This is a genomic window from Streptomyces sp. NPDC054765 (genome assembly GCF_053612065.1).
In genome coordinates this window covers 40787-67325 of sequence record NZ_JBSHBP010000029.1, presented here as the reverse complement: position 1 = coordinate 67325, position 26539 = coordinate 40787, and the positions used below count along the sequence as shown (strand labels likewise).

The window sequence follows — 26539 nt, the reverse complement described above, 5'->3', positions numbered from 1 at the left end:
CGGTCACCGCCTCTGCGCTGAAAGGGTGAGAGACGCCCTCGGCGAGACCTGGGCACAGGATGACGCGCGGCGCGCGCATTCGGCGCGCCGTAGTGCCGGGCCGCGTCCGATGCCGTAGACCCGTTGCACAGCTTTACGGCGCCGCCGCGCCGTGTTTCCCCAGGGAAGGTGACCGCGTCCCGATGCCCGGCCGAACCGACAGCTCCGCCGCCACCGACAGCCCCGACGCCGGGCAGCCCGGCAGCGACACCCGGACCGCCCGGCCGGTGCGCCCCGCGGGCACCGCGCCGTCCGCCTCCACCGCGCGGCTGCCGGCCGAACGGGAGCGCGGCGGCCCGGCGCGGCTGCTGCCCGCCCGGTCCCCGTACCGCAGCCAGCTGCGGCGGATCGGCACCGGCCGGGTGCTGGAGATCGGCTGCGGCACCGGTGGCACGCTCGCCGGCTGCGCGCCCGGCAGCGTCGGGGTGGACCACGACCCGCAGTCCGTGGCGCGCTGCCGCGAACGCGGGCTGACCGCCTACACGGCCGGCGCCTTCCTCGCGAGCCCGCACGCCCGGCCCGGCGCCTTCGACGCGCTGCTGACCGCGCACGTCCTGGAACATCTGGACGACGAGCAGGTCGAGGGCCTGCTGCGGGCCTATGTCCGCTACGTACGGCCGGGCGGCGGGGTGCTGCTGATCACCGCGCAGGAGGCCGGGCATCGGGCCGGGCCCACCCCGGTGCGCTTCACCGACTTCGCCCTGCTGCGGGCCTTCGCCGAGTCCGCGGGCCTGGCCGTACGCCGCACGTACTCCCATCCGCTGCCGCGCCCGGCCGGGATGCTGCTGCGGTCCAATGTCTTCGTGCTGGTGGGGCAGGTGCCGCGCGGTTAGGCCGGGTGTGAGAAGTGACTCCTGTGTCTCGCCTCGTGCCTGATGATCCGGGTGTGGCGCGGAGGGGTCTTCCGGATGGCCGGTGGGCCGCTGGGGAGCCGTATGTGGCGCCGAACGGGGCGTACCGGGCAGGCCCTTGGGCTAAATATGTCGTGATCATGTCACCGCTTTGCGACGGTGGCGTCGCGGAACGATGACGCCGGTATCCCCTCGGTTCACAGCCCTTCATAATGATCAAGCACGTACCGATCAAGCACGTACCGAGGAGCCGGCACCGCTTCGGCTTCCATACTGGATACCAAGGGGTCTCTTTCATGTCCGGCAACCGTCGCACGGCATTTCTCGTCTCCGCAGCCCTCGTCGGCGGCGCCATGCTGGTGACGGGGTGTCAGGAACCGGGCGCCGCGCAGGGCTCTTCGACCGCCTCTCCGTCCGGCAAGGCGGCCACCTCCGGCTCGTCGGCCACGGGTGGCAGTCAGGACAGCGGTCAGGGCGGCGGGAAGGACTCCGCCGGGAAGAGCTCCGGCGGGCAGGGCACGGCCGCCGGGACCGGCTCCCACGGGAACGGCAAGGCCGGCGAGTGCCGCACCGACGAGCTGAAGATCACGGCGATGGACGGCACCATCGGCGGCGACACCGATGGCACCGTCAATGTGGAGCTGAAGAACAGCGGCGGCCGGGACTGTGCGATTTCCGGGTACGCGGGCGTCGACCTGAAGACCAACGCGGGGGCGCTGTCCGCGAAGCGCAGCGGCGAGAAGGCCAACCCGGGCATCCTCAAGAGCGGGGCGTCGGTGGCCTTCGGCATCCACTACCCGGTCAACACGTCGGGCGGCTCCGGCGTCCGTGTCACGGCGCTGGTGGTGACCCCGCCGAACGAGACGAAGTCGGTCACCCTCCCCTGGCCGGGTGCCGGCACGCTGCCCGTCACGGACGGCGCCGGCTCCCCGGTGAAGGTCGGCCCGATCGGAAGCGCCGGTCAGGGCGGCTGACCCGCACGCTGGAAAGACCGCCCCCGGCGCGACGGCGCGACGCACGACGGCGCGACGCACGACGGCGCGACGCACGACGGCGCGACGCACGACGGTGCGGCGCACGACGGCGCGACGCACGACGGCGCGACGGCGCTCGGGCCGGCCGGGCCGGGGCCACGTGCCGTCGCCCCGGCCCGCGCCGGACGCCTCAGCGCGTACGGGCCCGCTGACGGGCCTTCACCAGGGCGCGGGTGACGATCGGCGGCAGCACGTCCAGGGCGACCCGGCGCAGCGTGCTGCGCGCCGGGAGCGGCGGGCGCGCGGCCGGGCGGGCCGCGGAGGCCTTCGGCGACTGCGCCGCCGTCCGCTGCGGGCCGCGGGCGGTGGCGGCCTGGTGACGGGAGACCGGGTGGGCGGGCTCCTTGGCACCCTTGGCGCTCAGCCGGACCAGCGGGGCGTCGTTGACGTACTGCACCTCGTGCCAGAGGTCGCCGCGCGAGGTGATCCAGTCCACCAGCGCCTTCTGCAGCGGCTCGGGGTCGCCCCAGGTCCCGTAGAACTTGGTGCCGGTGATGCAGACGGGGCGCAGTCCCTCGTTCGCGACGGCCTGCCAGGTGGCGGCGGCCACCCCCGGGCAGTGTTCGGCACGGTAGTCGTCCATCACCACGATGCCGTGGGCGGTGAGCAGAGAGCGCACCGCGAGGATGTCGCCGTGCACATGCTCGTACAGATGCGAGGCGTCGATATGGGCGAAGCGCACCGACCCCTCGTCGACGTGGTCGCCGACGACCGAGCTGAGGCCCTGGACGATGGTGGGCAACTCGTCATGGAAGGCAAGGTAGTTGGCCTCGAAGGCGCGGCGCGTCAGGGTCGCGTAGGACTTCCTCATCTCCTTGGAGTTGGAGGCGTCCTCGGCGGGGGAGTCGAAGAGGTCGCAGACCGTGAAGCGCTCCTCGGGGCGCAGCCGGGCACCGAGGAAGATGGCGCTCTTGCCCATATACGCGCCCAGTTCGAGCAGATCACCCGGCTCCGAGCGGTCCTGCTGGTGCGCCAGGAACCAGTCGAAGAGCAACTGGTCGGCGGTGAAGAACCAGCCTTTGACATCGGACAGCCGGGTGGGGCGCGGGAGTTGTTCGGCACTCTGGTCTGCGATGGGAGCAGTCATGTGCGGTCCGTCTCCAGACGGTCGGGAACGTAGGGCTGAGTACGACGCGTGCAGGGGGGCGTGCGGTATGTGCCGGCGCTGACTGCCGTGGATGTGCCTGAGGTGCCTGGTATGCGTGATCTGCTGGGAGATTTCTGCTGTTGTCGGCGTCTGTGCAGTTATGGACGCGCCCGGCGTCATGACCGCTGCGCAGGGGCGCGGCCTCGCGGGGACCGGGGCGCCGTCCGTCGATGCACAAGACGTCCGGGCGCCGCTCGGGCAGTCTCCATGACGAAGCCCAGTCGCACCATGCGTTTCACGGCAGTGGCGTCATCGTAGAGGGACAAAAGTGAACGGGAGATGGCGCGGAGCCGGGGAATGCCGGTCCTTGCACGATTCTCACTTCACCGCGCCGGCCATCACCCCGGAGACGAACTGACGCCGGCAGGCGAAGAAGACGATCAGCGGCACCACCATCGAGAGAAAGGCCCCGGGCGCCAGCACATCGATGTTGTTGCCGAACTGCCGTACCTCCTGCTGGAGCGCGACGGTGATCGGCGGATGGCCGCTGTCCGCGAAGATCAGCGCGATCAGCATGTCGTTCCACACCCACAGGAACTGGAAGATCCCCAGCGAGGCGATCGCCGGACCGCCCAGCGGCAGCACCACGCGGGTGAACAGCCGCAGCTCGCCCGCCCCGTCCAGCCGGGCCGCCTCCAGCAGCTCGCGCGGGATCTCGGCGAAGAAGTTCCGCAGCAGGAACACCGCGAACGGCAGGCCGAAGGCCGTATGGAAGAGGATCACCCCGGCCGTCGTCTCGAAGAGCCCGACCGCGCCGAACAGCTTTGCCACCGGGATCAGCGCCACCTGCACCGGCACCACCAGCAGCCCGACGACGACCAGGAACCAGCCGTCCCGGCCGGGGAAGTCCAGCCACGCGAACGCATAGCCGGCCAGCGACCCGATGACCACGACCAGCACCGTCGCCGGCACGGTGATCGCCACCGTCGTCAGCAGCGAGCCCATCACCTTGCCGTCGGCCAGCAGCCGGCCGTAGTTGTCCCAGGTGATCTGGGCCGGCTCGCTGAAGACCTGCCACCAGCCGGACCCGGCGATCTGCTGCGGGCTGCGCAGCGAGGACAGCAGCAGCCCCACCGACGGCATCAGCCAGAACAGGGCGACGAGGACCAGGAAGATCCGCATCGCGCCGCCGGCGGTCCGCGCCGCGACCCGGGCGGCGAGCGGCTGCCGGGCCCGTACGGCACCGGCGGCGCCGGCGCGCCCGTCCGGTACGACACCCTCCACGGCCGTCATCGGCGGCGCTCCTTCCGTATGCGCCGGAGATTGACGTACATCACCGGCAGCACGAGCAGCAGCAGGAATACGGCGATCGCGCTGCCCAGGCCCTGGTCCACGTCCGTACCGAACGACGACTGGAAGAGCTGGAGCGCCAGCACATTGGCGGACCGGATGCTGGAGCCCGGCGCGATGACGTAGACCAGATCGAAGATCTTCAGCACATTGATCATGAGGGTGACCAGCACGACCACCAGGACCGGCGCCAGCAGCGGCACCGTGATCCGGCGGAACACCTGCCACTCGCCCGCGCCGTCCATCCGCGCCGCCTCCAGCAGCTCCCGCGGCACGCCCGCCAGCCCGGCCGCGATCAGCACCATCGCGAAACCGGCCCACATCCAGACGTAGGAGCCGATGATGGCCGGGGTGACCAGCGCCGGACCGAGCCAGTCGACACCACGGTAGGCCTCGGCGAAATTGGCCGCGGGCAGCCGGAGCCGGGCGCCGTCGGCCCGGCCGGCGGGCAGCACAAAGGTGCCGTCGGCCGCCGTCGTCGCCGAGGCGACCACCCGGCCGCCCCTGACCGCCTCGACCGTCAGCCCGGCCAGCGCCTTCTCGTTGCCGTCGATGACATCGGGACGGCCACCGCCACCACGGGTGAAGTCCAGCCACACGGTGCCGGTGACCTCGCCCGGCCGGGACCCGGCGGCGGCCGCGGACCGTGCGCCGCGCAGATCGCCCGGCCGGACGGCGACCAGCGGCAGTTTCACCGGCGACCCCGCCCGTACGGCCGACCGCGTGGTGAACGCACCGCCGCCGGACGGCGCCAGGCCGGAAGCGGGCCGCGGCTTGGCGCCGGGGAACGGCGCCGGGCCGGCGAACGTGTCATGGACACCGACCCACACCGCATTGGCCACCCCACGCTGCGGATCCTGGTCGTAGACCAGCCGGAAAATGATGCCGGCCGCCAGCATCGAGATCGCCATCGGCATGAACACGATCAGCTTGAAGGCGGTGCCCCAGCGGATGCGCTCGGTCAGCACCGCGAAGATCAGCCCCAGCACCGTCGAGACCGTCGGCGCCACCACCACCCAGACGACATTGTTCCGCAGCGCCGTACGGATGCCGTCGTCCGAGAACATCGCCCCGTAATTGCCCAGCCCCACAAAGCCGTTGCCGGACGCGTCGAACAGGCTGCGGCAGACGGAGAACACGATCGGGTAGACGACCAGGGCACCGAGCAGCAGCAGCGCCGGCAGCAGAAAGACCGCGGCGGTCCAGGGGCGGGTGCCCAGGAGGCGGCTGCGGCGCCTGCCGCTGTCGTGGCGCCCGGCGCCCTCGCTGCTGTCACCGGCCTTGCTGACCTGTACGGCGCTCATCGTGACGGTCCCCCGGTCCCGGTCGAGGCGGTCGGCGGCGGGCGCTCAGTGCCCGAACGACTTCGCGGCGTCCTTCTCCAGCCGCGCCTGCGTGCCCGCGATGTCCTTCGGGCTCTTCAGGAAGTCCTGCAGGTCCTTCCACTCGCCCTGGCCCGGCTTGCCGCCGAACGAGGCGGGCGCCTGGTCGGACATGTCGAAGCGGAAGTCGTCGCCCGCCGCGATCAGCGCCCTGGCGATCTTGCGCATCACCCCGTTGGCGTACGCCGCCTGGTCGAGCTCCTTGTTGGGCGAGATGAACCCGCCCGCCTGCGCCCAGATCCTGGCGGCGTCCGTCGACGCCAGGAATGTCAGCAGCGCCTGCGAGGCCTTGCTGTCCTTGAGGACCACCGCCACATCGCCGCCGGTCACCACCGGCGATCTGGTGCCCACCGCCGGGAACGGGAAGACCTTGGCGTCCGTGCCGATCCTGGCCTTGGTCTGGCTGATGTCGGCGGCGGCGAAGTCGGCCGACGAGACCATCGCGGCCTTGGGGGTGTCACCGCCACTGAAGGTCTGGGTCACCGACGTCGGGAAGTCCGTCTGCAGCGCACCGGAGTTGCCGCCCGCGAGCAGATCCTGCCGGCCGAAGAGCCGGCCGAGCGTGGTCAGTGCCTGCGTGACGGAGGCGTCGGTCCACTTGATCCTGTGCTGCGCCAGCCGGTCGTACTTCCCGGGACCCGCCTGGGAGAGATAGATGTTCTCGAACCAGTCGGTCAGCGTCCAGCCGTCCGCACCGCCCACCGAGACCGGCGCGACGCCCGACTCGGCCAGGGTCTGCGCCGTCGTGAGGAAGTCCTGCCAGGTCTTCGGCTCCTTGACGCCGGCGTTGTCGAACGCCTTGGCGTTGTACCAGACCAGCGACTTGTTGCTCGCCTTGAAGTAGACGCCGTACCGGGTGCCCTTGTGGGCGCCGAGATCCTGCCAGCCCTTGGTGTAGTTCCTGGCGAGCTGCGCCGTGGCGGCCGCACCGAGCGGCTCGATCCAGCCCTTCTCGGCGAACTCGCCCAGGACGCCGACCTGCTGGAGCATCGCGACATCCGGCGGCCCGCCCCCGGCGATCTTGGAACCGATGAAGCCGGCCATGTCGTCGCCGCTGGGCACGAAGTCGACCGTGGCGCCGGTGCGCTTTTCGAACTCGTCCAGCACCTTGACGAAGTTCTCCCGCTCCGGTCCCGTCCAGACCGCGGTGACCTGTAGCTTCTGGCCCTTGAGCGAGGGGAGTTGCACGGTGGGGGCGGTGCCGCCGCCCTTGCCGCTGCCGCTGCCGCTGCCCTTCGTGCCGCCACCGCCGCCACAGGCGGCCAGCGCCAGGGCGAGCGCCGAGGCCGCCGCCACGGCGGTCGTGGCGCGTACAGCAGTGCCGTCGAGTCGTCTGCGCATCCCCGTAGCCCCTTGTCGCTGCGCCTGCCGTGCCGGGTGCGAAGGGGCCGTGTCACGTCGTGCCGCGGCGCCCCTGCCGTGCCGTGCCGTGCCGTTCCGGCCGTGCCGCTCGGGCCGTGCCGTGACGGTGGTGCCGTGCGATGGTGCGTGGTCGCGCTGCGCCTCGTCGTGCTCTGCCGTGTGTCGCTGTGTGGTGCGTCGTGCTCTGCGGTGTGCGACAGTCCTACGCCCTGGCCACGGGGTCCGCAATACCGCCTTCCGCGTCCACCGGCCTTTCGTGACGGTGCTGTTATGGGGCGGCGGCCGGGCTCAGAGCAGGGGCGGGGCGGAGGGGGCGCCCGAGGACTGTGCGGCCCGCTGTAGCGCACTGGCCAGCAGGGCCAGGTCCGTCGGGCCGTTGCCCAGCTCGCGCAGCGGGCGCCGGGCCGGCGGGTCGCCCATCCGCTGCCACTCCAGCGGTACGACCGTGGGCCGCAGGGTGGACGTCCGGGGTATCCGGCCGGTCACCCGGCCCGCCTGGAACGGCGTCGAGGAGCCGTCCGCCGCGCGGTGCAGCCGTCCGCGGCCCGTGGGCCCCGGCTCGGACGGATCGCCGGCGGCGCCCAACTGGACGCGCAGACCGGCGCGTTCACCGGTCGCGGTCTCCGCCGTACGGTCCGGATGGCCGGTGGCGGCTATCAGATGGACCCCGAGCGCCACCCCGTCCCGGGCCACCGCCTCCAGGGCGCGCACCACCGAACCGGCGGCCGGCCGGCCCATGCTGCCCAGCGCCGGGGCCACCAGGGCGTCGAAGTCGTCGACCAGCACGAAGAGCCGGGGCATCGGGGCGGCCGCGTCCGGGCCGCCCTCCGGGGCCGCCGGGCCGGTGGGCGGTGTGCTGCGGGGGCGCAGCCGCAGGGTTCCGGTCGTCGACGGGTCCGCCGTTGTGCCGCCGTCCGTTCCGCTATCACGGCAACGATTACGGAGAGTGATCGGTTCCTGCTCTCCGTCACCACTCTCGGCCGACCGTCGCGGGGCGACGATCCGGGGGGCCGGCAGATGCTTGCCGCGCCATTCGGCGAACGGGGTGCCGGCCAGTATTTCCGCCCGCCGCTTCAGTTCTTGGGACAGCGCCTGGGCGAACTCCCGCATCCGTACCGGGTCCGAGGCGGCGAGATATGTCGTGACATGCGGCAGGTCCGTACAGACCCGCAGCCCCTCGCCGCGCTCACTGCCGCCGCCGTCCACCAGCACCAGCGACAGCAGGTCCGGGCGGTCGGCGGCGGCCAGCGAGGCGGCCAGCGACCGCAGCAGCTCGGTCTTGCCGGTGGCCGCCGCGCCCTCCACGACGAGATGGGTGCCGTCGGCGGCGAGATCGGCGTACAGCGGGCCGTGCGGTCCGGCGCCGAGCACCGCCGCGGCGCCGGACCGGCCGGTGTCCAGCGCGGCGGCCCAACGGGCCATCAGGGACGCCGGGGTGGCGCGGGCCAGCCCCAACTCGTCCAGCAGCCGCGCCGCATCGGGCAGCGGGACGGCCGCCCGGGGCGCCGCCCGGCCGCCGGTGCGGGCCGTCGCCTCGGTCTCGCGCAGTGGCGCCAGCGCCCGCGCGAACCGCTCCGCCCAGGCACCGGAGACCGCATCCACCGTCGCGACCGTGCCGTTGGGCCCGGAGCCCGGCTGGACGACGCGCAGTGCCGTGGCGACATCGCCGCTGAGCACCGCGACCGCACCGCACTCCCCGAAGGCGGGCGACGCCTCCCGGGCCGCTTCGTACGTCGCGGCCAGCGGGAACGCGGGAGAGGCGGACGGGGTCTGTGCCAGGCACAGGAGATGGATGCCGGCCGCCGGGCCGCCCGCCGCGAGCCGGGCGGTGCGCTCGCGCAGCGCGGACGTGCCGGGGTCGCCGTCCACGACCACGAGGGTGTAGGGGCCCCGGTGGCGGGCGGCGGCGGAGGCGATCTCCGCCCGGCCGGCCTCGGCCCAGCCGGGTCCCAGCGGGCCGTCGTCGAGCCGGCGCACCAGCTCGGACGTGCGGGCCGCGGCCTGTTCCTTGTCGTACGCGAGCAGCAGCCGGCAGTCCTGGCCGCGGTCCGGGCGGACCTGCGGCAGCCAGCCGAGCCAGGACCAGTCCGCCACCCGCTCCCCGGCGGGGCGCGCCCGGTCCGCGCTGATCAGCACGAGATCGAGGGTGCCGGGGGCGTGCAGGGCCGCGAGCTGGGCGAGGGCGCTGCGGGCCAGCCCGGCCAGCCGCGCACGCGGCCCGGCGAGGCCGAGGGAGCCCGCCCGGCGCAGATCGACGGTGACCGGCACGGCGGTCCGGCCGCCGCTGCGGGCGGCCGTCCCCAGCCGGACGGTCAGCGCGTCGGGGTGGTCCGGGCCGCGCTCCCAGAGCCGTGGCCCCGGGCCCAGCGCGGTGAGCAGGATCGCGGCGGTGTCCGGCCAGCGTTCCTGGCCGGCGGGCCCGTTGAGCGCCTCGGGCGCCGGGGCGTCCCCGGGGATGCCAGCGAAGGCTGCCGTGACGGCGCCGGCCGGTTCGTACTCCGGCGCGAAGGCGTCCGCCGGCCGCTCCACCGCGGGCCGGCCGCCGGCCAGCCGCCGCGCCCAGGCACCGATGCCGCCGCGCCGCCCGCCCTTACGGGGCGGCTCGTCGGACGGCGCCAAGGACTGCTGCCCGCCGTGCGTCCGCTCCTGCGCACCGGCCGGAAAGCCGTCGGCGTGCTCCCGGACGCCGGGGCCGGAGCCGTCCGCGGGGCCGCCGGCGGTGCGGTCGTAGACATGGCCCGTGGAGGCGGCCGGGAAGGGCACGGTGCCGTACGGGGAGTGCTGGGGGGCCGGTGCGTCGTACGGGGCCGGGGTGCCGCGCAGAGGGGTGTCCTGCCGTGCCGTCGCGCCCGGTGCCGTACGGGAAGCGGACAGGGGGGCGGCCGCGGCGCCGCCGGCCACCGGGGCGCAGGCCCCGGCTCCCGCGTAGGTCCCTGCCGCGGCGGCGGTGGCCCCTCGCGGACCGGTCGCCGGCCCGTACTCGCCGTATGCCTCCGCCGGGTCCGCCGTCACCGTGTCCGGGCTCGGGCCGGCCGACCCCGGGGTGATCCGCAGATGTCCCTCGCCGTCCGGGGCGGTCGGCAGGGCGGGGTCGGGGGTGCCGGGCGCGGACTGGAGGCGCAGGGCGGACTCGCCGATGCGCAGCAGGGCGCCGGGCCGCAGGGGCGCGGGCCGTTCGCCGAGGTCGGTGCCGTCCACGACGGTGCCGTTCGTGGAGCGCAGATCGGCGACGTACACCGAGCCGTCGGGCTCGACCGTCACGGCGCAGTGCAGCCGGGAGACGTCGGGGTCGTCGAGGGGGACGTCCGCGTCGGCGGAGCGCCCGATGCGGATCTGGCCGCCGTGCAGGAGATGGACTCCGCCGGCGTCGGGACCGGAGATGACCCGCAGGCGGGCGGAGCCGTGCGGCAGGCCGTGTGCCGGTGCGGGGCCCGGACCCTGGAGGGAGAGCACCGCGCCGTCGATCAAGGGGGGCTCGCCGAGCGCCGCGCGCTGCGGATCGAGCCGCTCGGTCCCGGCGAACAGCACGACGGGACTGCTGCCGCCGGTGCCGCCGACATCCGCGCCCGAGCCCGCCACCGAGGCCGCGAGCGAGCCCGCCACCGCCGCCAGGGCGGTCCCGGCGGGGGCCGTCACGAGCACATCGCAGGTCCGTGTGGTGTGGCCGCTGCGCGGCCCGAGGACGGTCAGCCGGATCTGCATCGCCGTCAACGGTCCCTTCTGCCGGGATCCGGCAGGGGCCGCTCACTCCCCCCACCACACCCGGGCACGTCGGCACGTACAAGTCCCAAGTGCACGTCGCGACAAAGACCCCGCGCCCCACCGCATCGTGCTGGGTGCATCCTCGCACCTGCCACTGACAACACGCCCGCCGACCGCCATTCAGTGATCTTGATTGGTCTTCTAAGGGCGAAAAAGTGCCTGCTTGCGTGCCGTGCCCGGCCGGATTTCGACGGCCGTGGTCAGCTCGGCACGAGTTCCGGCCGGTATGCGCGCGGACGGTGCCCGCGCCGGGAAGGCACGGCGAGGGCGCGGCGGGGCGTGGCGGGGCACGGCGGGCAACCATCCGTCCCGGAAGTACGTCTTCCCCACAAGCCCGTCCCGGGCCGCCGGACCGAAAAGTTTGTACGACGGCACTACAGTGGGGCGGACGGGCCGCGCGGAGTTGATCAGCTGACCCAGCGGTCCGGGCAAGAGAACCACCACGACCAGGGAGCGCATGACGTGCGGCCGGTAGGCAGCAAGTACCTGCTCGAGGAGCCGCTGGGACGCGGTGCCACGGGCACCGTCTGGCGTGCCCGCCAGCGGGAGACGGCGGGCGCCGAGGCCGCCGTGGCAGGAGAGCCCGGCGAGACGGTCGCGATCAAGGTCCTCAAGGAGGAGCTGGCGCACGACGCGGACGTGGTGATGCGTTTCCTGCGGGAGCGCTCCGTCCTCCTGCGGCTCACCCACCCCAATATCGTCCGCACCCGCGACCTCGTCGTCGAAGGTGATCTGCTCGCCCTGGTCATGGACCTGGTCGACGGCCCCGACCTGCACCGCTATCTGCGCGAGAGCGGCCCCTTCAGCCCGGTGGCCGCCGCGCTGCTCACCGCCCAGATCGCCGACGCGCTGGCGGCCAGCCATGCCGACGGCGTGGTGCACCGTGACCTCAAGCCCGCCAACGTCCTGCTCGCCGGCTCCGACGGCAGCAGCGAGATGCACCCGATGCTCACGGACTTCGGCATCGCCCGTCTCGCCGACTCCCCGGGCCTGACCCGCACCCACGAATTCGTCGGCACCCCCGCCTATGTGGCGCCGGAGTCCGCCGAGGGCCGCCCGCAGACCTCCGCGGTGGACATCTACGGCGCCGGCATCCTGCTGTACGAGCTGGTCACCGGCCGTCCGCCGTTCGCCGGGTCGACCGCCCTGGAGGTGCTGCACCGCCACCTCAGCGAGGAGCCGCAGCGCCCCGGCACGCTCCCCGAGCCGCTGTGGACGGTCATCGAGCGCTGTCTGCGCAAGCGCCCCGAGGAGCGGCCCAGTGCCGAGAACCTCGCGCGGGCACTGCGCGCCGTCGCGTCCGGCATCGGGGTGCACGCCTCCCCGGCCCAGGCCGAGGCCGCACTCGGCGTCGCCGCGCTGCTCGCTCCCGACCCCGCGCCCGCGACCGTCCCCGGGACCGGCGGTGAGGGCCAGGCCGCCGGCGGCGCCGCCGACCCTACCCAGGTGCTCCCCTCCGGTGCCGGTTCCTACGACCCGGCGGCGGCGACCAGCGTGCTGCCGTCGACGGGCGGCCCGGGAGGACCGGGCGGCCCCGGTGGACCGGGCGCCGACCCCACCCGCGCGATGCCGCCGATGCCCATGGGCGCACCGGCCGGCGGACCGCAGCAGCCCGACGGCCCCCATCCGTGGGAGTCCCAGATGCGGGCCGCGCGCGACCGCAACGAACAGACCCAGGTGCAGTATCTGAACCCGGGCGAGGACCCGCTGCGCCGCCGTCCGCAGCGCCGTCAGGCCGCCCCCCAGCAGCCGCAGCAGCAGCCCCAGTACCGCCAGCAGCCGCCGCCGGCGCCGTACGCCCAGCAGCAGCCGCAGGCCCCCCAGCGCCGCCAGGAGCCGCCGCCGCAGCGCTACGAACCGCAGCGGCCGCCCGCCCCGGAGCCCCGGCCCCGGCGCGAGCCGCGTCAGCGCAGCGCCAACCCCATGAAGATCCCGGGTCTGGGCTGCCTCAAGGGCTGCCTGTTCACCTTGATCCTGCTGTTCGTGGCGGCCTGGCTGGTCTGGGAGCTGACTCCGCTGCAGGAGTGGATCGGCACGACGCGGGGCTTCTTCTCCCAGGTCGGACATGTCTTCCACAGCGTCCAGCGCTTCGTGCAGCAATTCGGCGGCTGACGCCGGGCGCCCGCCGGCCCGTACGGCCGGGCGGGCGGGAAGGGCTCCGGTGGTTCTCCTCGACGGGCCCGCGCCGCCTTCACCGGCCGGACGGGCCCGCGCCGCCTGTCCGGCCCCCGTGCCTCAATACGCCCATGCCGCCCATGCCGCCCATGCCGCCCGTGGCGCACGCGCCGCGGAGGGGCCGATGCCGCCGTGCGCCGGCGTGCCGGACGGCCTCGGGAGGCAACTCAGTGGATTTATCGACTTCTGACGGACAATTTCGCTCACAGAAGTGAAGGTTGCCACGTTCCGGGGCACTGAACCCCCTGGCACCCGCGTAGCTTTGACGCCAACCTCAGCCCCCGCAGGACGCTCGGGGGCCCGACACGTCGGAGCAGTCTTGGCACGGAAGATCGGCAGCCGGTACACCGCCCACCAGATCCTGGGGCGCGGCAGTGCCGGCACGGTATGGCTGGGCGAGGGTCCCGAAGGGGCCGTGGCCATCAAGCTGTTGCGTGAGGATCTCGCGTCCGACCAGGAACTCGTCGGCCGCTTCGTACAGGAGCGGGCGGCGCTGCTGAGCCTGGACCACCCGCATGTCGTCGGCGTCCGCGACCTCGTCGTCGACGGCAACGACCTGGCGCTGGTCATGGACCTCGTACGGGGCACCGATCTGCGCACCCGTCTGGAGCGCGAACGCCGGCTGGCCCCGGAGGCCGCCGTCGCGATCGCCGCCGATGTCGCCGACGGGCTGGCTGCTGCGCACGCCGCCCGGATCGTGCACCGCGACGTCAAGCCCGAGAACGTCCTGCTGGACATGCAGGGGCCGCTCGGCCCCGGCGGCGCGCACCCCGCGCTGCTCACCGACTTCGGTATCGCCCGGCTCGTCGACTCGCCGCGCAGGACCCTCCCGCAGGGATCTCCGGCCCAGGGCAGGCCCCATGCGACCAAGGTCATCGGCACCCCCGACTACCTCGCCCCGGAGATCATCGAAGGACTGCCGCCGCGCGCCTCCGTGGACGTCTACGCCCTGGCGACCGTCCTGTACGAGCTGCTCGCCGGCTTCACGCCGTTCGGCGGCGGGCACCCCGGGGCGGTGCTGCGCCGCCATGTGACCGAGAGCGTGGCGCCGCTGCCCGGGATTCCCGACGAGCTGTGGCAGCTGCTGCTCCAGTGCCTGGCCAAGGCGCCGGCCTCCCGGCTGCGGGCGCCGGAGCTCGCCGCCCGGCTGCGGGAGCTGCTGCCCGAACTGGCCGGTATCCCGCCGTTGGACATCGACGAGCCGGAGGACGAGCAGCCCGAGGGCGAGCAGGAGGGCCCCGCCGGGTCCCGTGACGAGCCGTACTACCCGCCGACGCCCCAGGGGGAGGCCACCCCGCCGCGCGGCGCGGTCCCGCTCGTGCAGGGCGCGGTCCCCGACTCCAACCGGGACACGCACACCAGCATGCGGGTCCCGGGCCCGGACGAGCTTGCGGGCGGCGCGCACGGCACCGCCCGTGCCCCCCGCGCCGCCGGTGAGCGCCGCGCCGGCTCGGCCCGGCACCGTTCGTCGCCGGAGGCGGTGCGCCGCCGCCGGATCAAGCTCGGCGCGGCCGCCGCCGCGGTCGTGGTGGCGGCCGGTCTCGGCGGCTGGCTGGCCTCGGGTGACGACGCGGCGGGCGACGCCACACCGGGCGTCCACCAGCCGGAACCCAACGCTCCGTAACGGCCGGCCCGCGCGCCGCCCCGCCCCGGAAACGACCGCCGGGCCCCGGAACCGGCCGGTGCACGGGCCTCCGGCAGGCTGCCGGAGGCCCGTCGTCCGCGGTTACCGGCAGGTCCGACCTGCCGGGGCCGGGTCACGCTGACGGTGGCAGCCGTTAGGCTGGGTGCGTGGCAGTCGTCGATGTATCCGAAGAGCTGAAGTCCCTCTCCTCGACCATGGGGTCGATCGAGGCCGTCCTGGACCTCGACAAGATGAGGGCCGATGTCGCCGTGCTCGAGGAGCAGGCCGCGGCGCCGTCCCTGTGGGACGACCCGGAGAACGCACAGAAGATCACCAGCCGGCTGTCCTACCTCCAGGGCCAGCTGCGCAAGGCCGAGGACCTGCGCGGCCGGGTCGACGACCTGGAGGTGCTCTTCGAGCTCGCCGAGGCCGAGGGCGACGAGGACGCCAGGGCCGAGGCCGAGGACGAGCTGACCGCGGTCCGCAAGGCGGTCGACGAGCTGGAGGTCCGCACCCTCCTGTCCGGCGAGTACGACTCCCGTGAGGCGGTCGTCAACATCCGCGCCGAGGCCGGTGGTGTGGACGCCGCCGACTTCGCCGAGAAGCTCCAGCGCATGTATCTGCGCTGGGCCGAGCGGCACGGCTACAAGACCGAGCTGTACGAGACCTCGTACGCGGAAGAGGCCGGCATCAAGTCGACCACCTTCGCCATCAAGGTCCCGTACGCCTACGGCACGCTCTCCGTCGAGCAGGGCACGCACCGCCTGGTGCGCATCTCGCCGTTCGACAACCAGGGCCGCCGCCAGACGTCCTTCGCCGGTGTCGAGGTGCTGCCCGTCGTCGAGCAGACCGACCACATCGAGATCGACGAGTCCGAGCTGCGGGTGGACGTCTACCGCTCCTCCGGCCCCGGCGGCCAGGGCGTCAACACCACCGACTCCGCGGTCCGGCTGACGCACATCCCCACCGGCATCGTCGTCTCCTGCCAGAACGAGCGCTCGCAGATCCAGAACAAGGCGACCGCGATGAACGTCCTCCAGGCCAAGCTGCTCGAACGCCGCCGCCAGGAGGAGCAGGCCAAGATGGACGCCCTCAAGGGCGACGGCGGCAACTCCTGGGGCAACCAGATGCGTTCGTACGTCCTGCACCCCTACCAGATGGTCAAGGACCTGCGGACCGAGTTCGAGGTCGGCAACCCGACCGGTGTTCTGGACGGCGACATCGACGGCTTCCTGGAAGCCGGGATCCGCTGGCGCAAGCAGCAGGAGAAGTAGCGGGTCAGACCCCGTCCGAAGCGGAATCAACTGCCTCCCTCGGGGAGGCAGTTGTTTTTGCTGTGGCGGTTTGGTCACAGTCGTATGTCCATGTACCGCCCAGTAGTTGGCAATTCGGGCATCGGGTCCTTATTCGGCCTTGACGAGGGTGGCCGAACTGGGAAGGCTGAGCGCGGCATGCGTATGTCCGGGGTGCTTGCAGTAACGGGGAATTGAGTGGCCTGCCCGCAGTGCGGGGCCGAAGCTCGCCTACCCCGACGTCGCTCGTCGCCCCGTACAGCGGTGCTCCAATGACGAGTTCAGCTACTGGGGGTAGCAGTACATGACGAAGAAGACGCGGCTGCGCGTAGCGCGCATTGCGGCCGGCGCAGTGATTGCGGCCGGTGCGTCGCTCACCGCCGCCGGCGCTGCTTCCGCGGCCAGCCCGGGTGAAAACCCGAGCGACTCCGGCGGGATCATCGGCGGGATCATCGGCGGGATCATCGGCGGTGGCGACTCCGGTGGTGACTCCTCGACCGGCGGTGACTCCACCACGGGCGGCGACTCCTCGACCGGTGGTGACTCCTCGACCGGTGGCGAGATCGGCGGTCAGACGACCGGCGGCGAGATCGGCGGCGACACCACGACCGGCGGCCAGACCGGCGGCGACAGCACCACCGGCGGTGGCTCCACCACCGGCGGCCAGACCGGCGGTGGCTCCACCACGGGCGGTGGCTCCACCACCGGTGGCGACACCACCACGGGCGGTGACAGCACCACCGGCGGCCAGACCGGCGGTGGCTCCACCACGGGCGGTCAGACCGGCGGTGACAGCACCACCGGCGGCCAGACCGGTGGCTCCACCACGGGCGGCCAGACCGGTGGCTCCACCACGGGCGGCCAGACCGGCGGTCACAGCACCGGCGGCCAGACCGGTGGCGACAGCAGCACGGGTGGCCAGACCGGCGGTCACAGCACCGGCGGCCAGACCGGTGGCGACAGCACCGGCACCGGCACCGACAACGAGGGCTCCAAGCCGATCGAGCAGCCCGGCCAGGGCAAGGAGCAGATCGCTGACACGCCTGGCCAGGCAAAGCAGCAGGCCAAGGGCGGTGAGCTGGCGGAGACCGGTTCTTCCGGCACCACCTTCCTGCTCGTCGGCGCTGCGACGATGATCGCGGGCGGTATCGGCTTCCGTATCCTGCCCCGTCTGATCAACAAGAACGGCGGCGGCGCCGCGGCGGCCTGACGCTGACGCGCCACAAGCTGGAGGGGCCCGGGACAGCATGCGGTATGCGTCCCGGGCCCCTCGGCGTCCGCGCCCCGCTGCCGCCGAAGAAGCCTCGTACGGGTGTCAGGCGGCCTGGTGGAGCAGCAGGCCCACCGCGATCAGCACGATCATCAGCGCCACCAGCACCGCGGGGCTGAGCTGGGCGAAGATACCGCCCGCTTGCTGCTGAAGGCGTGCTCTGCTCGCCCGGCACACGGGGCAGCGGCCCTCGCTCACAGGGGCCGCGCAGTTGGCGCACACCAGTCGGTCGTACGTCATGCGACCTCCTTCTCCACTGCACCAACGCACCGGAAGATGCATTGGTTCCCTCTTCCACTGTGCCAGCTCGACGCCGGAACGGCGCGTCCCGCGGGATTGTGCGCCCTTTTGTCCCGTAGGTGCCGTGAATAAACGCACCAACCCCCTACGGTGACTGCGCCGCCGCGCGAGGTTCGCGTATGGTCACGCACACCGACGGGAGCCGCAACTCGGCAACCGTGCCCCTATCCAGGTCGACCGTGGTGCATCAGTGATCCGATTCGACAACGTCTCCAAGACCTACCCGAAGCAGAACCGCCCTGCACTCAGGGATGTCTCCCTTGAGATCGAGCGCGGCGAGTTCGTCTTCCTGGTGGGCTCCTCGGGCTCCGGTAAGTCCACCTTCCTGAGGCTGCTGCTGCGCGAGGAGCGCACCAGCCATGGCCATGTGCACGTCCTCGGCAAGGACCTCGCGAAGCTCTCCAACTGGAAGGTTCCGCAGATGCGGCGCCAGGTGGGCACGGTCTTCCAGGACTTCCGGCTGCTCCCCAACAAGACCGTGGGAGAGAATGTCGCCTTCGCCCTTGAGGTGATCGGCAAGCCGCGCGGCCAGATCCGCAAGACGGTTCCCGAGGTCCTCGAACTCGTCGGTCTCGGCGGCAAAGAGGACCGTATGCCGGGTGAACTCTCCGGTGGTGAGCAGCAGCGCGTCGCCATCGCGCGGGCCTTCGTCAACCGCCCGATGCTGCTCATCGCGGACGAGCCCACCGGCAACCTCGACCCGCAGACCTCGGTCGGCATCATGAAGCTGCTGGACCGGATCAACCGGACCGGTACGACGGTGGTCATGGCCACCCACGACCAGCAGATCGTCGACCAGATGCGCAAGCGGGTCATGGAACTCGAGAAGGGCCGGCTCGTACGCGACCAGTCGCGCGGCGTGTACGGCTACCAGCACTGAAAGGACGCCATGCGCGCCCAGTTCGTCCTGTCGGAGATCGGCGTCGGTCTCCGCCGAAACCTCACGATGACTTTCGCCGTCATCGTCTCCGTAGCCCTCTCGCTCGGCCTGTTCGGCGCCTCGCTGCTGATGCGCGACCAGGTCAGCACGATGAAGGGTTACTGGTACGACAAGGTCAACGTCTCCATCTTCTTCTGCAACAAGAACGACGCCGACTCCGGAGCCAACTGCGCCAAGGGTGCGGCCACCCAGCAGCAGAAGAATGACATCAAGGCGGAGCTGGACCGGCTGCCGATCGTCCAGAAGGTGACGTACGAGTCCAGCGACCAGGCCTACAAGCACTACAAGGAGCAGTTCGGCGATACACCCGTCGCCGGGCTGGTGACCCCCGACCAGCTGCCGGAGTCCTTCCGCGTCAAGCTCAAGGACCCGACGAAGTTCACGGTCATCAAGTCGGCGTTCTCCGAGCGGCCCGGCGTCCAGGAGGTCCAGGACCAACGGGACACCGTCGAGCCGCTCTTCAACCTCCTCAACGGCATGAACATCGCCGCGCTGGTGGTGATGGCGCTGATGCTCATCGTTGCGCTGATGCTGATCGTCAACACCGTCCGGGTGTCGGCGTTCAGCCGGCGGCGGGAGACCGGGATCATGCGGCTGGTGGGAGCGTCCAGCTTCTACATCCAGATGCCGTTCATCCTGGAGGCCGCCATCGCGGGGCTGCTGGGCGCCGCCTTCGCCTGTGTGCTGATCGTCGGCGGCAAGTACGTCCTGATCAACAACTGGCTGGCGAAGAAGATCCAGGTGATCAACTTCATCGGCTGGGACTCGGTCGCGGCGGTCCTCCCGCTGGTGCTTCTGATCGGGCTGCTGATGCCCGCGCTCGCCGCGTTCTTCGCGTTGCGCAAGTACCTCAAGGTGTGAGCTTTGCCAAGGGGCGTCGTACGGCCAACTTGCCGTACGGCGCCCTTCTTGTCCCCTAGACTCACCGGCATGCCGGGCCCGAGCGTGTGCGACCGGCCCCGCCGCATCCGCCGCGGGGCGGCCCTGACGTTGTTCCTCGTGAGCGTGCTCGCGACCGGCGCGGCGACCGGCACATGGAACGACCGGGCGCAGGGCGCGGCGGAGCAAAACGCCCCGGACCGTGCGGCGTCCCCGGTGCGCGCCCCCGGGCCGGCCACCGCGGACCGCGCGGCCGTCGAACGGGCCGCCGCCCAGGCCATGGAGGACGGCAAGTCCGGTGCCCAGGCCGCCGCCGATGTCGTCAGCCGCAGCGGCGACCGCTGGTCGACGATCTATTCACCGGGCGAGTTCAAGGACTTCCAGGCGCAGTTGGACGGTGCCTACGTCGGCGTCGGGCTCTGGGTGCGGCAGACGGCTCATGGCCGGACAGCGGTGTCCCGGGTCCAGCCCGGCGGCCCCGCCGCACGGGCCGGTATCGCCGCCGGTGACCGGTTGCGCGCCATCGACGGCCGCCCGTCGCGGGGCGCGCCGGTCACCGAGGTCGTCGCCCGGCTGCGCGGCGCCTCCCCCGACGGCTCCCGTGCCCCCGCCGCCGCGGCCGGCACCCCCGTGACGCTGGACCTGCAGCGCGGCGCCCGCCGGTGGACGGTCACCCTGCACCGCACCCGTCTGAGAACCCGCAACGTCGTCATCGACCGGCCGGCCGGGGTGCACGGCCCGACCCGCGTCAAGATCTCCGCGTTCGCCAAGGGCACCGGCGAGGCGGTCCGCCGGGCGGTGCGCCGCGCCTCCCCGCACGCCGGCCTGCTGCTCGATCTGCGCGGCAACACCGGCGGCCTGGTCACCGAGGCCGTGGACACCGCCTCCGCCTTCCTGGACGGCGGTCTGGTCGCGACGTACGACGTGCACGGCAGCCAGCGCGCCCTGTACGCCCGGCGCGGTGGCAACACCCGACTCCCGCTGGTCGTCCTCGTCGACGGCGGCACGATGAGCGCCGCCGAGCTGCTGTCCGGCGCCCTCCAGGACCGCGGCCGGGCACTCGTGGTGGGGTCGAGGACCTTCGGCAAGGGCTCGGTGCAGATGCCCAGCACGCTGCCGGACGGTTCGGTCGCCGAGCTGACCGTCGGCCACTACCGCACTCCGTCCGGCCGCGTCGTCGACGACGCCGGTCTCACCCCGGACGTGCCGGCCGGTGCGGGCGCGGAGAAACGGGCCCGCACAGTATTGAGTGGCCTCGGGGGCGGGGCATAGTGCGAAAATGGCCGCACTATGGCTAAGGACAAGGGCAAGGACAAGGACCCCGGGCGCAAGCTCGTGGCGCAGCACAAGAAGGCGCGGCACGACTACCACATTCTGGACACCTATGAGTGTGGCCTGGTGCTGAGCGGCACCGAGGTGAAGTCGCTGCGGCAGGGCCGGGCGTCGCTGGTGGACGGATTCGTCCAGATCGACGGCAACGAGGCGTGGCTGCACAACGTACATATCCCCGAATACGCGCAGGGCACCTGGACGAACCATGCGGCCCGGCGCAAGCGGAAGCTGCTGATGCACCGCGCCGAGATCGACAAGCTGGAGTCCAAGAGCCAGGAGTCGGGGCACACGATCGTGCCGCTGGCCCTGTATTTCAAGGGCGGCCGGGCCAAGGTCGAGATCGCCCTGGCCAAGGGCAAGAAGGAGTACGACAAGCGGCAGACGCTCCGCGAGCAGCAGGACCGCCGGGAGACGGACCGCGCGATCTCGGCGGTCCGGCGCCGGCAGCGGGCCTGATCTGCCCCGACGGGCCCGTCCCGGCAGGCCGGCCGGGGAATACGCTGGCAAGGGCACGCGTTGTTCACGTACGATGGCATCGCACCCCACGAGGGGTGCAGGTACCACCTTGATAAATCAACATGGGGATGATCGGTTTCGACAGCGGATGTCGAAGCAGGGGAAGCGAGTCGAGGAAGCGGCAATGATCTCGTTAACCATATGTCGCAACCAACAATCGGCAATTCTAAGCCCGATTCCTTCGCCCTCGCTGCCTAAGTAGCGACTTGCGAAGTGTCAGCCCGGGGCTGTTCCCGACCCGGATCCTGGCATCAGCTAGGGAACTAAACTTCCGGACCCGGTCACGGGGTTCGGAAGGAAATCAAACAGTGGCTGGGCCCGTCGGAGACTTGTTCGTGTGATCTCCGGGGCCGAGAAAATCGCAGCGAACTGCACTCGGAGAAGCCCTGATTCCGCACCGTTGGACGCGGGTTCGATTCCCGCCATCTCCACTCATCCCATGTGAAGCCGGTGCCCCGCGAGACTCTCGCGGGGCACCGGCTTTTTCCGTGCCGTCGGGCGGCCGTTCCGGCGTCAGGCGGCCCCTTCGTCACGCCGGGTGCCGCTCCGGGCGCGTGTGGTCAGCGCCGTCGTGGCGAAGGCGGCGAGGGCGGCCGCGGCCGGGACCCCGTACGCCGCCCCGGGCCCGGCCGGATGCTCCACCGACCAGCCGCCCGCCGCCGAGCCGGCCGCGATACCGGACAGCAGGGCCGTCACCGCCGGCGTCATCCCCTCGTTCAGCCGGTCCGCCGGGGTACGGGACTGGACCAGCCCCCTGCTGGCCCTCCAGGCGGCCGCACAGGACCCGGCCGCCTGGAGGGCCGGCAGGCCGCCCGCGGCGGAGCGGATGCCGTGGGCGTCGGCGAAGGCGACGGTGACCACCTCCAGCGAGCCGAAGACCGCGCCGGTGCAGAGGAAGGTGAGCAGCAGGGGCGCGAGGCCCGGGAGGCGCAGCGGGGCGCGGGAGCGGCGGCGGGCACGCCGCGGGGCCGGGCGTACGGGCGGGGAAGTCACCGGCCGGGCGGCGAGGAAGAGCACCATGCCCCTACGGTCGCGGCCGCTTCCGCAGTCCGTCCAACACCTGGTCAGCGCCCATTCACGCCTTTGTGTTGTGGATCCCTGTCAGCCCTGTAAGCCGTCATCACCCCCGTCGGCCTTCGTCGCCCCCGTCAGCCCTCGTCGCCCCCGCCGGCCGTCGTCGCCCCCCCGCCGGCCCTAGGTGGGCATCGGCAGGCGTTCGGTGCGCGTCCGGCGGGCCTTGCCGGTGACCCGTCCTGCCAGGATGACCCGATGCCGTACGACACCGATCCGCGTCTGCTCCGCGCCTTCCTCGCCGTCGCCGAGGAGCTGCACTTCACCCGGGCCGCGGCCCGGCTGTACGTCGCCCAGCAGGCGCTGAGCCGCGATGTCCGGCGCCTGGAACGGGAGCTGGGCGCCGCGCTGTTCGTACGGACCACCCGCCAGGTCGCGCTGACGGCGGACGGGACACGGCTGGTGCCGTTCGCCCGGCGGGTGCTGACCGCGCACGACGAACTGGCCGCCGCGTTCCGCTCCGTGTCCGAGCGGCCGCTGCTGGTCGATGTGGGCGTCCCGGTCGGTACCGCCCACGGGGTGCTGGAGGCGGCCAGGGGCCGGCTGCCGGACAGCTGTGAGCTGGTCGCCCGCTTCCACAGCGGGCTGACGGGGGCGGCGGCCGAAGTGACGGCCGGCCGGCTCGATGTCTCCTTCGGCCGGATCGCGGCGCTGCCGGCCGGTGTACGGGCCGGTCTCGGCCATCAGCCGGTCCGGCTGGAGCCGATGGCGGTGCTGCTGCGCGAGGACCATCCACTGGCCGCACGGCCCGCCGTCGCCCTCGCCGAGCTGGCCGGTGAAACGCTCTACGCGGCCGCCGGCAATCCGCAGACCGCGGAGTGGACGGACCTGGCCGAGCGGCTCTTCGCGGGGCGCGGTATCGCCACCGCCGAGCCGTTCCCCGAGATCGAGGGCGCGCAGGAGTTCGTCCGGGTGGTGCGCAAGCGGGGGTGGTCGGTGCTGGCGAGTGTGGAGTTCATCGAGGTGCCGGGGATGGTGCTGCGGCCGCTCGTCGATCCCGTACCGCTCTCGCCGGTCTCGATGGTGTGGCGGCGGGGGTTGCGGCATCCGGGGCTGGACGCGCTGCGGGCGGTCGCCCGGGAACTGGCAGGCCGGCACGCCTGGTTGGCGCCGCCCGAGCGCGCATGGTGGCTCCCTCAGGGGGATGCGCGGGTGATGGGCGTGCGGGGATGACGACCGGCGCCGGCCGGCATTCGGAAGAATGTGCGGCGGAACAGGCAACCGCGGGCGCGTAAAGCCTTTCCTTAACGGCAGGGAATTCTCTGCGGAACGAACGAGGGGTAGTTGTGCGACGGCGTTCACTTCTTACGGTGGTGGCGGCCGCGCTGACCTTGACCGTCACGGCGGGCCTGGCGCTGACGGGCTGCGGCTCATCGCGGATGGCGGCACTGCACGCCAACTGCACGACCAAGGGCCTGCACTGGAAGCTCACGGTCTTGAAGAAGAAGCCGCACTCCGTGCAGCGCGAGGCCCAGCTGTCCATCTCCAACAAGGGCGTGGGCCCCTGTGTGTTCCGCGGCTTCCCGGTCTTCGAGATCCATGTCGGCAAGGGGCCCGAGTCCGATGCCGTCGGGCACGGCCAGGCCCCGCCGATAGACCTCCAGCGCGGCGGTACGGTCACCACCGCTCTGCGCTACCGGGACTGCCCCAAGGACATCCCGGCGAGCGCCGAGTGGGTCAGCAACGACACCGCCGTGGTGTCCGCGCCGCGTGACTACCCCGGCCGGAAGGCGGTCGTGGCGCGGGACGAGAAGGGCAAGCGCCTGCGGATGAACCTCTGCACGGACCGGATATGGATGGACCCGCCGCGGGAGGCGACCGAATAGCCCCGCTTACGGGGCCGTTGCGCCCTTGGCGTGGTGTGCGGCGTACGAGGTGAACGAGGCCCAGACGCCCGGCGAGAAGTCGAGGTGCGGGCCCTGGGGGTCCTTGGAGTCGCGGACGTGGATGGTGGCGGGGTGGGCGGCGACCTCTACGCAGGCGCCGCCTTCGTCGCTGCTGTGGCTGGACTTGCGCCAGGTGTAGGCGACTTCCAGGCAGGCGCCGCCTTCGCTGCCGCTGTAGCTGGACTTGTGCCATTCGTAAGCCACTTCGAGGCAGTTGCCGCCTTCGCTGCCGCTGTGGCTGGACTTGAACCACGTCAGATGGGTCATCGCTCTCCTAGCAGCCGGTCCAGCAGACCCACGGTTTCCTCTGCGTTGAGGGCCTGCATTCGCAGCATTCCATACTTCTGAGCGAGGATGCTGACCTCGTCGGCGTCCGAAGTCAGCTCACTGCTGCGTTGCGCCTCGGTATAGGCGAGGTGCTGGTGGTCGGTGGTTTCCAGCAGTACGAACGGTCCGTCGAGCCCGGCGTGATGCTCTCGCTTCAGCGGCAGGATCTGAAGGGATACGCCGGTGAGTTCGGCGCACTGACGCAGGTGGGAGATCTGGCCCCGCATGACCTCGCGGCCCCCGAGATTGCTCAGAACGACGGCTTCGGAGATGACGAAGCTGGCGCTGACGAGGCTCTGCTTTCGCAGGATCTGCTGACGGTTCAGTCGGTCCGTGACGCTCTGCTGGACCTTCTCCTCGCTGAGGTGCGGGATTTTGCTGCGGAACGTGGCGTCTGCGTAGTCCTCGGTCTGCAGTAGGCCGGGGACTACACCGTTCTCGTACCAGCCGAGCGAGAGGGCCTGCTGCTCATAGGCGATGAACTCCTCCGCCCAGATCGGGTACTTCTCCTTCCTCGGCAGCTTGGCCACCCCCGCCGCCAGCGCCCCGCCCGTGTTCAGGAGCTGGTCGAACTCGGTCGCCAGGTGCGGCATCAGGGCGCGCCTGCCCTGTTCGATGGAGGCGATGGTCTCCTCGGACGCGGCGGTGCGGTCTCCGAGGGTGCGCTGGGTGAGGCCGGCGTTGATGCGGAACAGTGCCAGTTGGGCGCCGATGACTTCCATGGCGGCGGAGTGCCGGTTCTTGGGCTTGTTTCGTGGCTGCATGGCGTTCCACTCCCCGTACTTCGGTGCCGGTGACCGTGTGTGCGCCCGTACTCACCAGGAGTACGGGTTTGCGTACTGGGCAGCGTAGTTACTCACTGCGACCGTCACCGTATGAACGGAGAGATTCAACTCACCTGTCCGCGCGAGCGGTTCTACCGGCGGGAGCGGCGATCGGTGCCGCTGGCACGGGAGTTTGTGCGGGCGGCGCTGAGGGATTGGGGGGTCGGGGAGCGGGCGGACGCGGTGTTGCTGTGTGTGAGCGAGCTGACGACGAACGCGTTGCGCCACGGGGTCCCGCCGGGGCGCGGTTTCCAGTTGTACGTGTGGCCGCCCGCGGGCGGGGTGCTGCGGCTGGAGGTGCACGACAGCGGGGACGGATGGCCGCGGGTGCGGACGGGCGCCGGGCCGGTGGACGAGGGCGGGCGCGGATTGCTGCTGGTGGAGGCGCTGGCGGACAAGTGGGGGGTGGGGGAGCGGAGGCCCGGCAAGATCGTCTGGTGCGAGTTCGCCCTGTGACCCGCCTGGCGGTGGAGGTGTACTACAACCGTTTCTGGGGAACTTCGTGGCGATGGGCCTGGCCACCGGAGTCGTGATCTACGCCTCGGCGGTGCGGTCGCTGCCCGTTTTCCTGGTCGGGTTCATCGCGCTGTTCGTACTGACGGGGCTCGGCAACGGCTCCACGTACAAGATGATCCCGGGGATCTTCCAGGCCCAGGCGCTGCGGCGCGGGCTGGCGGGGGAGGCGGCCGCGGTATACGGACGGCGGCTGTCGGGGGCGGCGATGGGGCTGATCGGGGCGGTGGGGGCGCTGGGCGGGCTGGGCATCAATCTGGCCTTCCGGCAGTCGTTCCTGGTGGCCGGGTCGGGTACGCCGGCGTTCGTGTCGTTCCTGGTCTGGTACGTGGTGTGCGGGGCGGTGACCTGGGGGGTGTACCTGCGTCCTGCGGTGCGTGGGCGGCGTGCGGCGCGGGCGGCGGACGGGGCGGCTGCGACGGCGGGGGGCGGGGAGCGGCGCCCGGTGTACGCGGAGGTGTGAACGGCGGGCGGGGCGGGCGCGGGGCCTTCGTATCGGGCGGCCGCGCCCTGCTTCTCGGGCGGCCGCGCCCTGCTCCTGCGCACGGTGGCCGTACGGGGCGTACACGGCGGGCGTACACGGCGTACGGGGTGGGCCTGCGGCCCGTCGTAACCGCGGGGAAATACTGGAGGACCGGGACCGTCACGTGCCGTTGGCACCTTGGCACCTTGACATCCTGGCACTCCGTGCCGCCCGAGCCGCGGCGGTGCGGAAGCACGAGG

General features: G+C 72.1%; 22 protein-coding genes, 1 other RNA gene and 1 pseudogene. 15 read left to right on the top strand and 9 right to left on the bottom strand.

The window, feature by feature from the left end:
* The first annotated feature begins 182 nt into the window (after positions 1-182).
* Complete coding sequence (locus tag ACWGJY_RS19890; protein WP_453262124.1) at positions 183-872, top strand: class I SAM-dependent methyltransferase; 690 nt, start codon at positions 183-185, stop codon at positions 870-872.
* 314 nt (positions 873-1186) lie between these two features.
* On the top strand, positions 1187-1864 hold the full coding sequence (locus ACWGJY_RS19885; RefSeq protein WP_453262123.1) for a DUF4232 domain-containing protein: 678 nt from the start codon (positions 1187-1189) through the stop codon (positions 1862-1864).
* Between the two features lie 190 nt (positions 1865-2054).
* Here the strand turns inward: ACWGJY_RS19885 and ACWGJY_RS19880 are convergent, their stop codons facing one another.
* The 5 genes from ACWGJY_RS19880 to ACWGJY_RS19860 all read right to left on the bottom strand — a co-directional run bounded on the left by ACWGJY_RS19880 (position 2055) and on the right by ACWGJY_RS19860 (position 10807).
* A complete protein-coding gene (locus tag ACWGJY_RS19880; RefSeq protein ID WP_453262122.1) occupies positions 2055-3011 on the bottom strand; it encodes a class I SAM-dependent methyltransferase in 957 nt (318 codons plus the stop codon).
* 378 nt (positions 3012-3389) lie between these two features.
* On the bottom strand, positions 3390-4304 hold the full coding sequence (locus ACWGJY_RS19875; protein WP_453262121.1) for a carbohydrate ABC transporter permease: 915 nt from the start codon (positions 4302-4304) through the stop codon (positions 3390-3392).
* Positions 4301-5665, bottom strand: a complete 1365-nt coding sequence (locus ACWGJY_RS19870) for a carbohydrate ABC transporter permease (RefSeq protein ID WP_453262120.1) — start codon at positions 5663-5665, stop codon at positions 4301-4303. Before ACWGJY_RS19870 ends, ACWGJY_RS19875 begins: the two co-directional genes overlap by 4 nt.
* 45 nt (positions 5666-5710) lie before the next feature.
* A complete protein-coding gene (locus tag ACWGJY_RS19865; protein WP_453262119.1) occupies positions 5711-7084 on the bottom strand; it encodes an ABC transporter substrate-binding protein in 1374 nt (457 codons plus the stop codon).
* Positions 7085-7393: 309 nt separating this feature from the next.
* On the bottom strand, positions 7394-10807 hold the full coding sequence (locus ACWGJY_RS19860; RefSeq protein ID WP_453262147.1) for an FHA domain-containing protein: 3414 nt from the start codon (positions 10805-10807) through the stop codon (positions 7394-7396).
* Between the two features lie 522 nt (positions 10808-11329).
* On the opposite strand from ACWGJY_RS19860, the gene ACWGJY_RS19855 reads away from it, so the two are divergent.
* The 4 genes from ACWGJY_RS19855 to ACWGJY_RS19840 all read left to right on the top strand — a co-directional run bounded on the left by ACWGJY_RS19855 (position 11330) and on the right by ACWGJY_RS19840 (position 17168).
* Positions 11330-12979 carry a serine/threonine-protein kinase gene (locus tag ACWGJY_RS19855; RefSeq protein WP_453262118.1) on the top strand — a complete coding sequence of 550 codons (1650 nt, stop codon included), beginning with the start codon at positions 11330-11332 and terminating at the stop codon, positions 12977-12979.
* Positions 12980-13361: 382 nt separating this feature from the next.
* Positions 13362-14666 (top strand): serine/threonine-protein kinase, encoded by a 1305-nt coding sequence (locus ACWGJY_RS19850; RefSeq protein WP_453262117.1) that lies wholly within the window; start codon positions 13362-13364, stop codon positions 14664-14666.
* A gap of 167 nt (positions 14667-14833) precedes the next feature.
* Positions 14834-15940 (top strand): peptide chain release factor 2, encoded by a 1107-nt coding sequence (gene prfB / locus ACWGJY_RS19845; protein ID WP_085926708.1) that lies wholly within the window; start codon positions 14834-14836, stop codon positions 15938-15940.
* A gap of 322 nt (positions 15941-16262) precedes the next feature.
* Positions 16263-17168, top strand: coding sequence for a hypothetical protein (locus tag ACWGJY_RS19840; protein WP_453262116.1), 906 nt, complete (start codon positions 16263-16265; stop codon positions 17166-17168).
* A 105-nt stretch (positions 17169-17273) separates the two neighbouring features.
* On the opposite strand, the gene ACWGJY_RS19835 is transcribed toward ACWGJY_RS19840, so the two are convergent.
* Positions 17274-17468: a hypothetical protein gene (locus ACWGJY_RS19835; RefSeq protein WP_453262115.1), complete on the bottom strand. Its 195-nt coding sequence runs from the start codon at positions 17466-17468 to the stop codon at positions 17274-17276.
* A 250-nt stretch (positions 17469-17718) separates the two neighbouring features.
* Here ACWGJY_RS19835 and ftsE point away from each other — a divergent pair, with 250 nt between their 5' ends.
* The 5 genes from ftsE (at position 17719) to ssrA (ending at position 21629) form a co-directional block, all read left to right on the top strand.
* Positions 17719-18408 carry a cell division ATP-binding protein FtsE gene (ftsE, locus tag ACWGJY_RS19830; protein ID WP_453262114.1) on the top strand — a complete coding sequence of 230 codons (690 nt, stop codon included), beginning with the start codon at positions 17719-17721 and terminating at the stop codon, positions 18406-18408.
* Between the two features lie 9 nt (positions 18409-18417).
* Positions 18418-19329: a permease-like cell division protein FtsX gene (gene ftsX, locus ACWGJY_RS19825; protein WP_453262113.1), complete on the top strand. Its 912-nt coding sequence runs from the start codon at positions 18418-18420 to the stop codon at positions 19327-19329.
* A 69-nt stretch (positions 19330-19398) separates the two neighbouring features.
* A complete protein-coding gene (locus ACWGJY_RS19820) occupies positions 19399-20619 on the top strand; it encodes a S41 family peptidase (protein ID WP_453262112.1) in 1221 nt (406 codons plus the stop codon).
* A gap of 18 nt (positions 20620-20637) precedes the next feature.
* Complete coding sequence (gene smpB, locus ACWGJY_RS19815; RefSeq protein WP_453262111.1) at positions 20638-21135, top strand: SsrA-binding protein SmpB; 498 nt, start codon at positions 20638-20640, stop codon at positions 21133-21135.
* Between the two features lie 124 nt (positions 21136-21259).
* Positions 21260-21629: a transfer-messenger RNA gene (ssrA, locus tag ACWGJY_RS19810) on the top strand.
* A 79-nt stretch (positions 21630-21708) separates the two neighbouring features.
* Here ssrA and ACWGJY_RS19805 read toward each other — a convergent pair.
* On the bottom strand, positions 21709-22215 hold the full coding sequence (locus ACWGJY_RS19805; RefSeq protein ID WP_453262110.1) for a hypothetical protein: 507 nt from the start codon (positions 22213-22215) through the stop codon (positions 21709-21711).
* A gap of 249 nt (positions 22216-22464) precedes the next feature.
* Here ACWGJY_RS19805 and ACWGJY_RS19800 point away from each other — a divergent pair, with 249 nt between their 5' ends.
* Positions 22465-23439: a LysR family transcriptional regulator gene (locus ACWGJY_RS19800; protein WP_453262109.1), complete on the top strand. Its 975-nt coding sequence runs from the start codon at positions 22465-22467 to the stop codon at positions 23437-23439.
* Between the two features lie 113 nt (positions 23440-23552).
* Positions 23553-24092 (top strand): DUF4232 domain-containing protein, encoded by a 540-nt coding sequence (locus tag ACWGJY_RS19795; protein ID WP_453262108.1) that lies wholly within the window; start codon positions 23553-23555, stop codon positions 24090-24092.
* A gap of 6 nt (positions 24093-24098) precedes the next feature.
* Here the strand turns inward: ACWGJY_RS19795 and ACWGJY_RS19790 are convergent, their stop codons facing one another.
* Positions 24099-24419, bottom strand: a complete 321-nt coding sequence (locus ACWGJY_RS19790) for a DUF397 domain-containing protein (RefSeq protein ID WP_453262107.1) — start codon at positions 24417-24419, stop codon at positions 24099-24101.
* Entirely contained in the window at positions 24416-25243 is an 828-nt protein-coding gene (locus tag ACWGJY_RS19785; protein ID WP_453262106.1) for a helix-turn-helix domain-containing protein, read from the bottom strand. Before ACWGJY_RS19785 ends, ACWGJY_RS19790 begins: the two co-directional genes overlap by 4 nt.
* A 111-nt stretch (positions 25244-25354) precedes the next feature.
* On the opposite strand from ACWGJY_RS19785, the gene ACWGJY_RS19780 reads away from it, so the two are divergent.
* Positions 25355-25759 (top strand): ATP-binding protein, encoded by a 405-nt coding sequence (locus ACWGJY_RS19780; RefSeq protein WP_453262105.1) that lies wholly within the window; start codon positions 25355-25357, stop codon positions 25757-25759.
* Between the two features lie 34 nt (positions 25760-25793).
* Positions 25794-26279: pseudogene (locus ACWGJY_RS19775) on the top strand (MFS transporter); the annotation flags it as partial.
* Positions 26280-26539: the final 260 nt, after the last annotated feature.

Bases quoted from the DNA above. Each gene is read 5' to 3' on its own strand.
- ACWGJY_RS19890 (WP_453262124.1), top strand. From the start codon at position 183: ATGCCCGGCCGAACCGACAGCTCCGCCGCCACCGACAGCCCCGACGCC.
- ACWGJY_RS19885 (WP_453262123.1), top strand. From the start codon at position 1,187: ATGTCCGGCAACCGTCGCACGGCATTTCTCGTCTCCGCAGCCCTCGTC.
- ACWGJY_RS19880 (WP_453262122.1), bottom strand. From the start codon at position 3,011: ATGACTGCTCCCATCGCAGACCAGAGTGCCGAACAACTCCCGCGCCCC.
- ACWGJY_RS19875 (WP_453262121.1), bottom strand. From the start codon at position 4,304: ATGACGGCCGTGGAGGGTGTCGTACCGGACGGGCGCGCCGGCGCCGCC.
- ACWGJY_RS19870 (WP_453262120.1), bottom strand. From the start codon at position 5,665: ATGAGCGCCGTACAGGTCAGCAAGGCCGGTGACAGCAGCGAGGGCGCC.
- ACWGJY_RS19865 (WP_453262119.1), bottom strand. From the start codon at position 7,084: ATGCGCAGACGACTCGACGGCACTGCTGTACGCGCCACGACCGCCGTG.
- ACWGJY_RS19860 (WP_453262147.1), bottom strand. From the start codon at position 10,807: ATGCAGATCCGGCTGACCGTCCTCGGGCCGCGCAGCGGCCACACCACA.
- ACWGJY_RS19840 (WP_453262116.1), top strand. From the start codon at position 16,263: ATGACGAAGAAGACGCGGCTGCGCGTAGCGCGCATTGCGGCCGGCGCA.
- ACWGJY_RS19835 (WP_453262115.1), bottom strand. From the start codon at position 17,468: ATGACGTACGACCGACTGGTGTGCGCCAACTGCGCGGCCCCTGTGAGC.
- ftsX (WP_453262113.1), top strand. From the start codon at position 18,418: ATGCGCGCCCAGTTCGTCCTGTCGGAGATCGGCGTCGGTCTCCGCCGA.
- ACWGJY_RS19820 (WP_453262112.1), top strand. From the start codon at position 19,399: ATGCCGGGCCCGAGCGTGTGCGACCGGCCCCGCCGCATCCGCCGCGGG.
- smpB (WP_453262111.1), top strand. From the start codon at position 20,638: ATGGCTAAGGACAAGGGCAAGGACAAGGACCCCGGGCGCAAGCTCGTG.
- ACWGJY_RS19805 (WP_453262110.1), bottom strand. From the start codon at position 22,215: ATGGTGCTCTTCCTCGCCGCCCGGCCGGTGACTTCCCCGCCCGTACGC.
- ACWGJY_RS19800 (WP_453262109.1), top strand. From the start codon at position 22,465: ATGCCGTACGACACCGATCCGCGTCTGCTCCGCGCCTTCCTCGCCGTC.
- ACWGJY_RS19790 (WP_453262107.1), bottom strand. From the start codon at position 24,419: ATGACCCATCTGACGTGGTTCAAGTCCAGCCACAGCGGCAGCGAAGGC.
- ACWGJY_RS19785 (WP_453262106.1), bottom strand. From the start codon at position 25,243: ATGCAGCCACGAAACAAGCCCAAGAACCGGCACTCCGCCGCCATGGAA.
- ACWGJY_RS19780 (WP_453262105.1), top strand. From the start codon at position 25,355: ATGAACGGAGAGATTCAACTCACCTGTCCGCGCGAGCGGTTCTACCGG.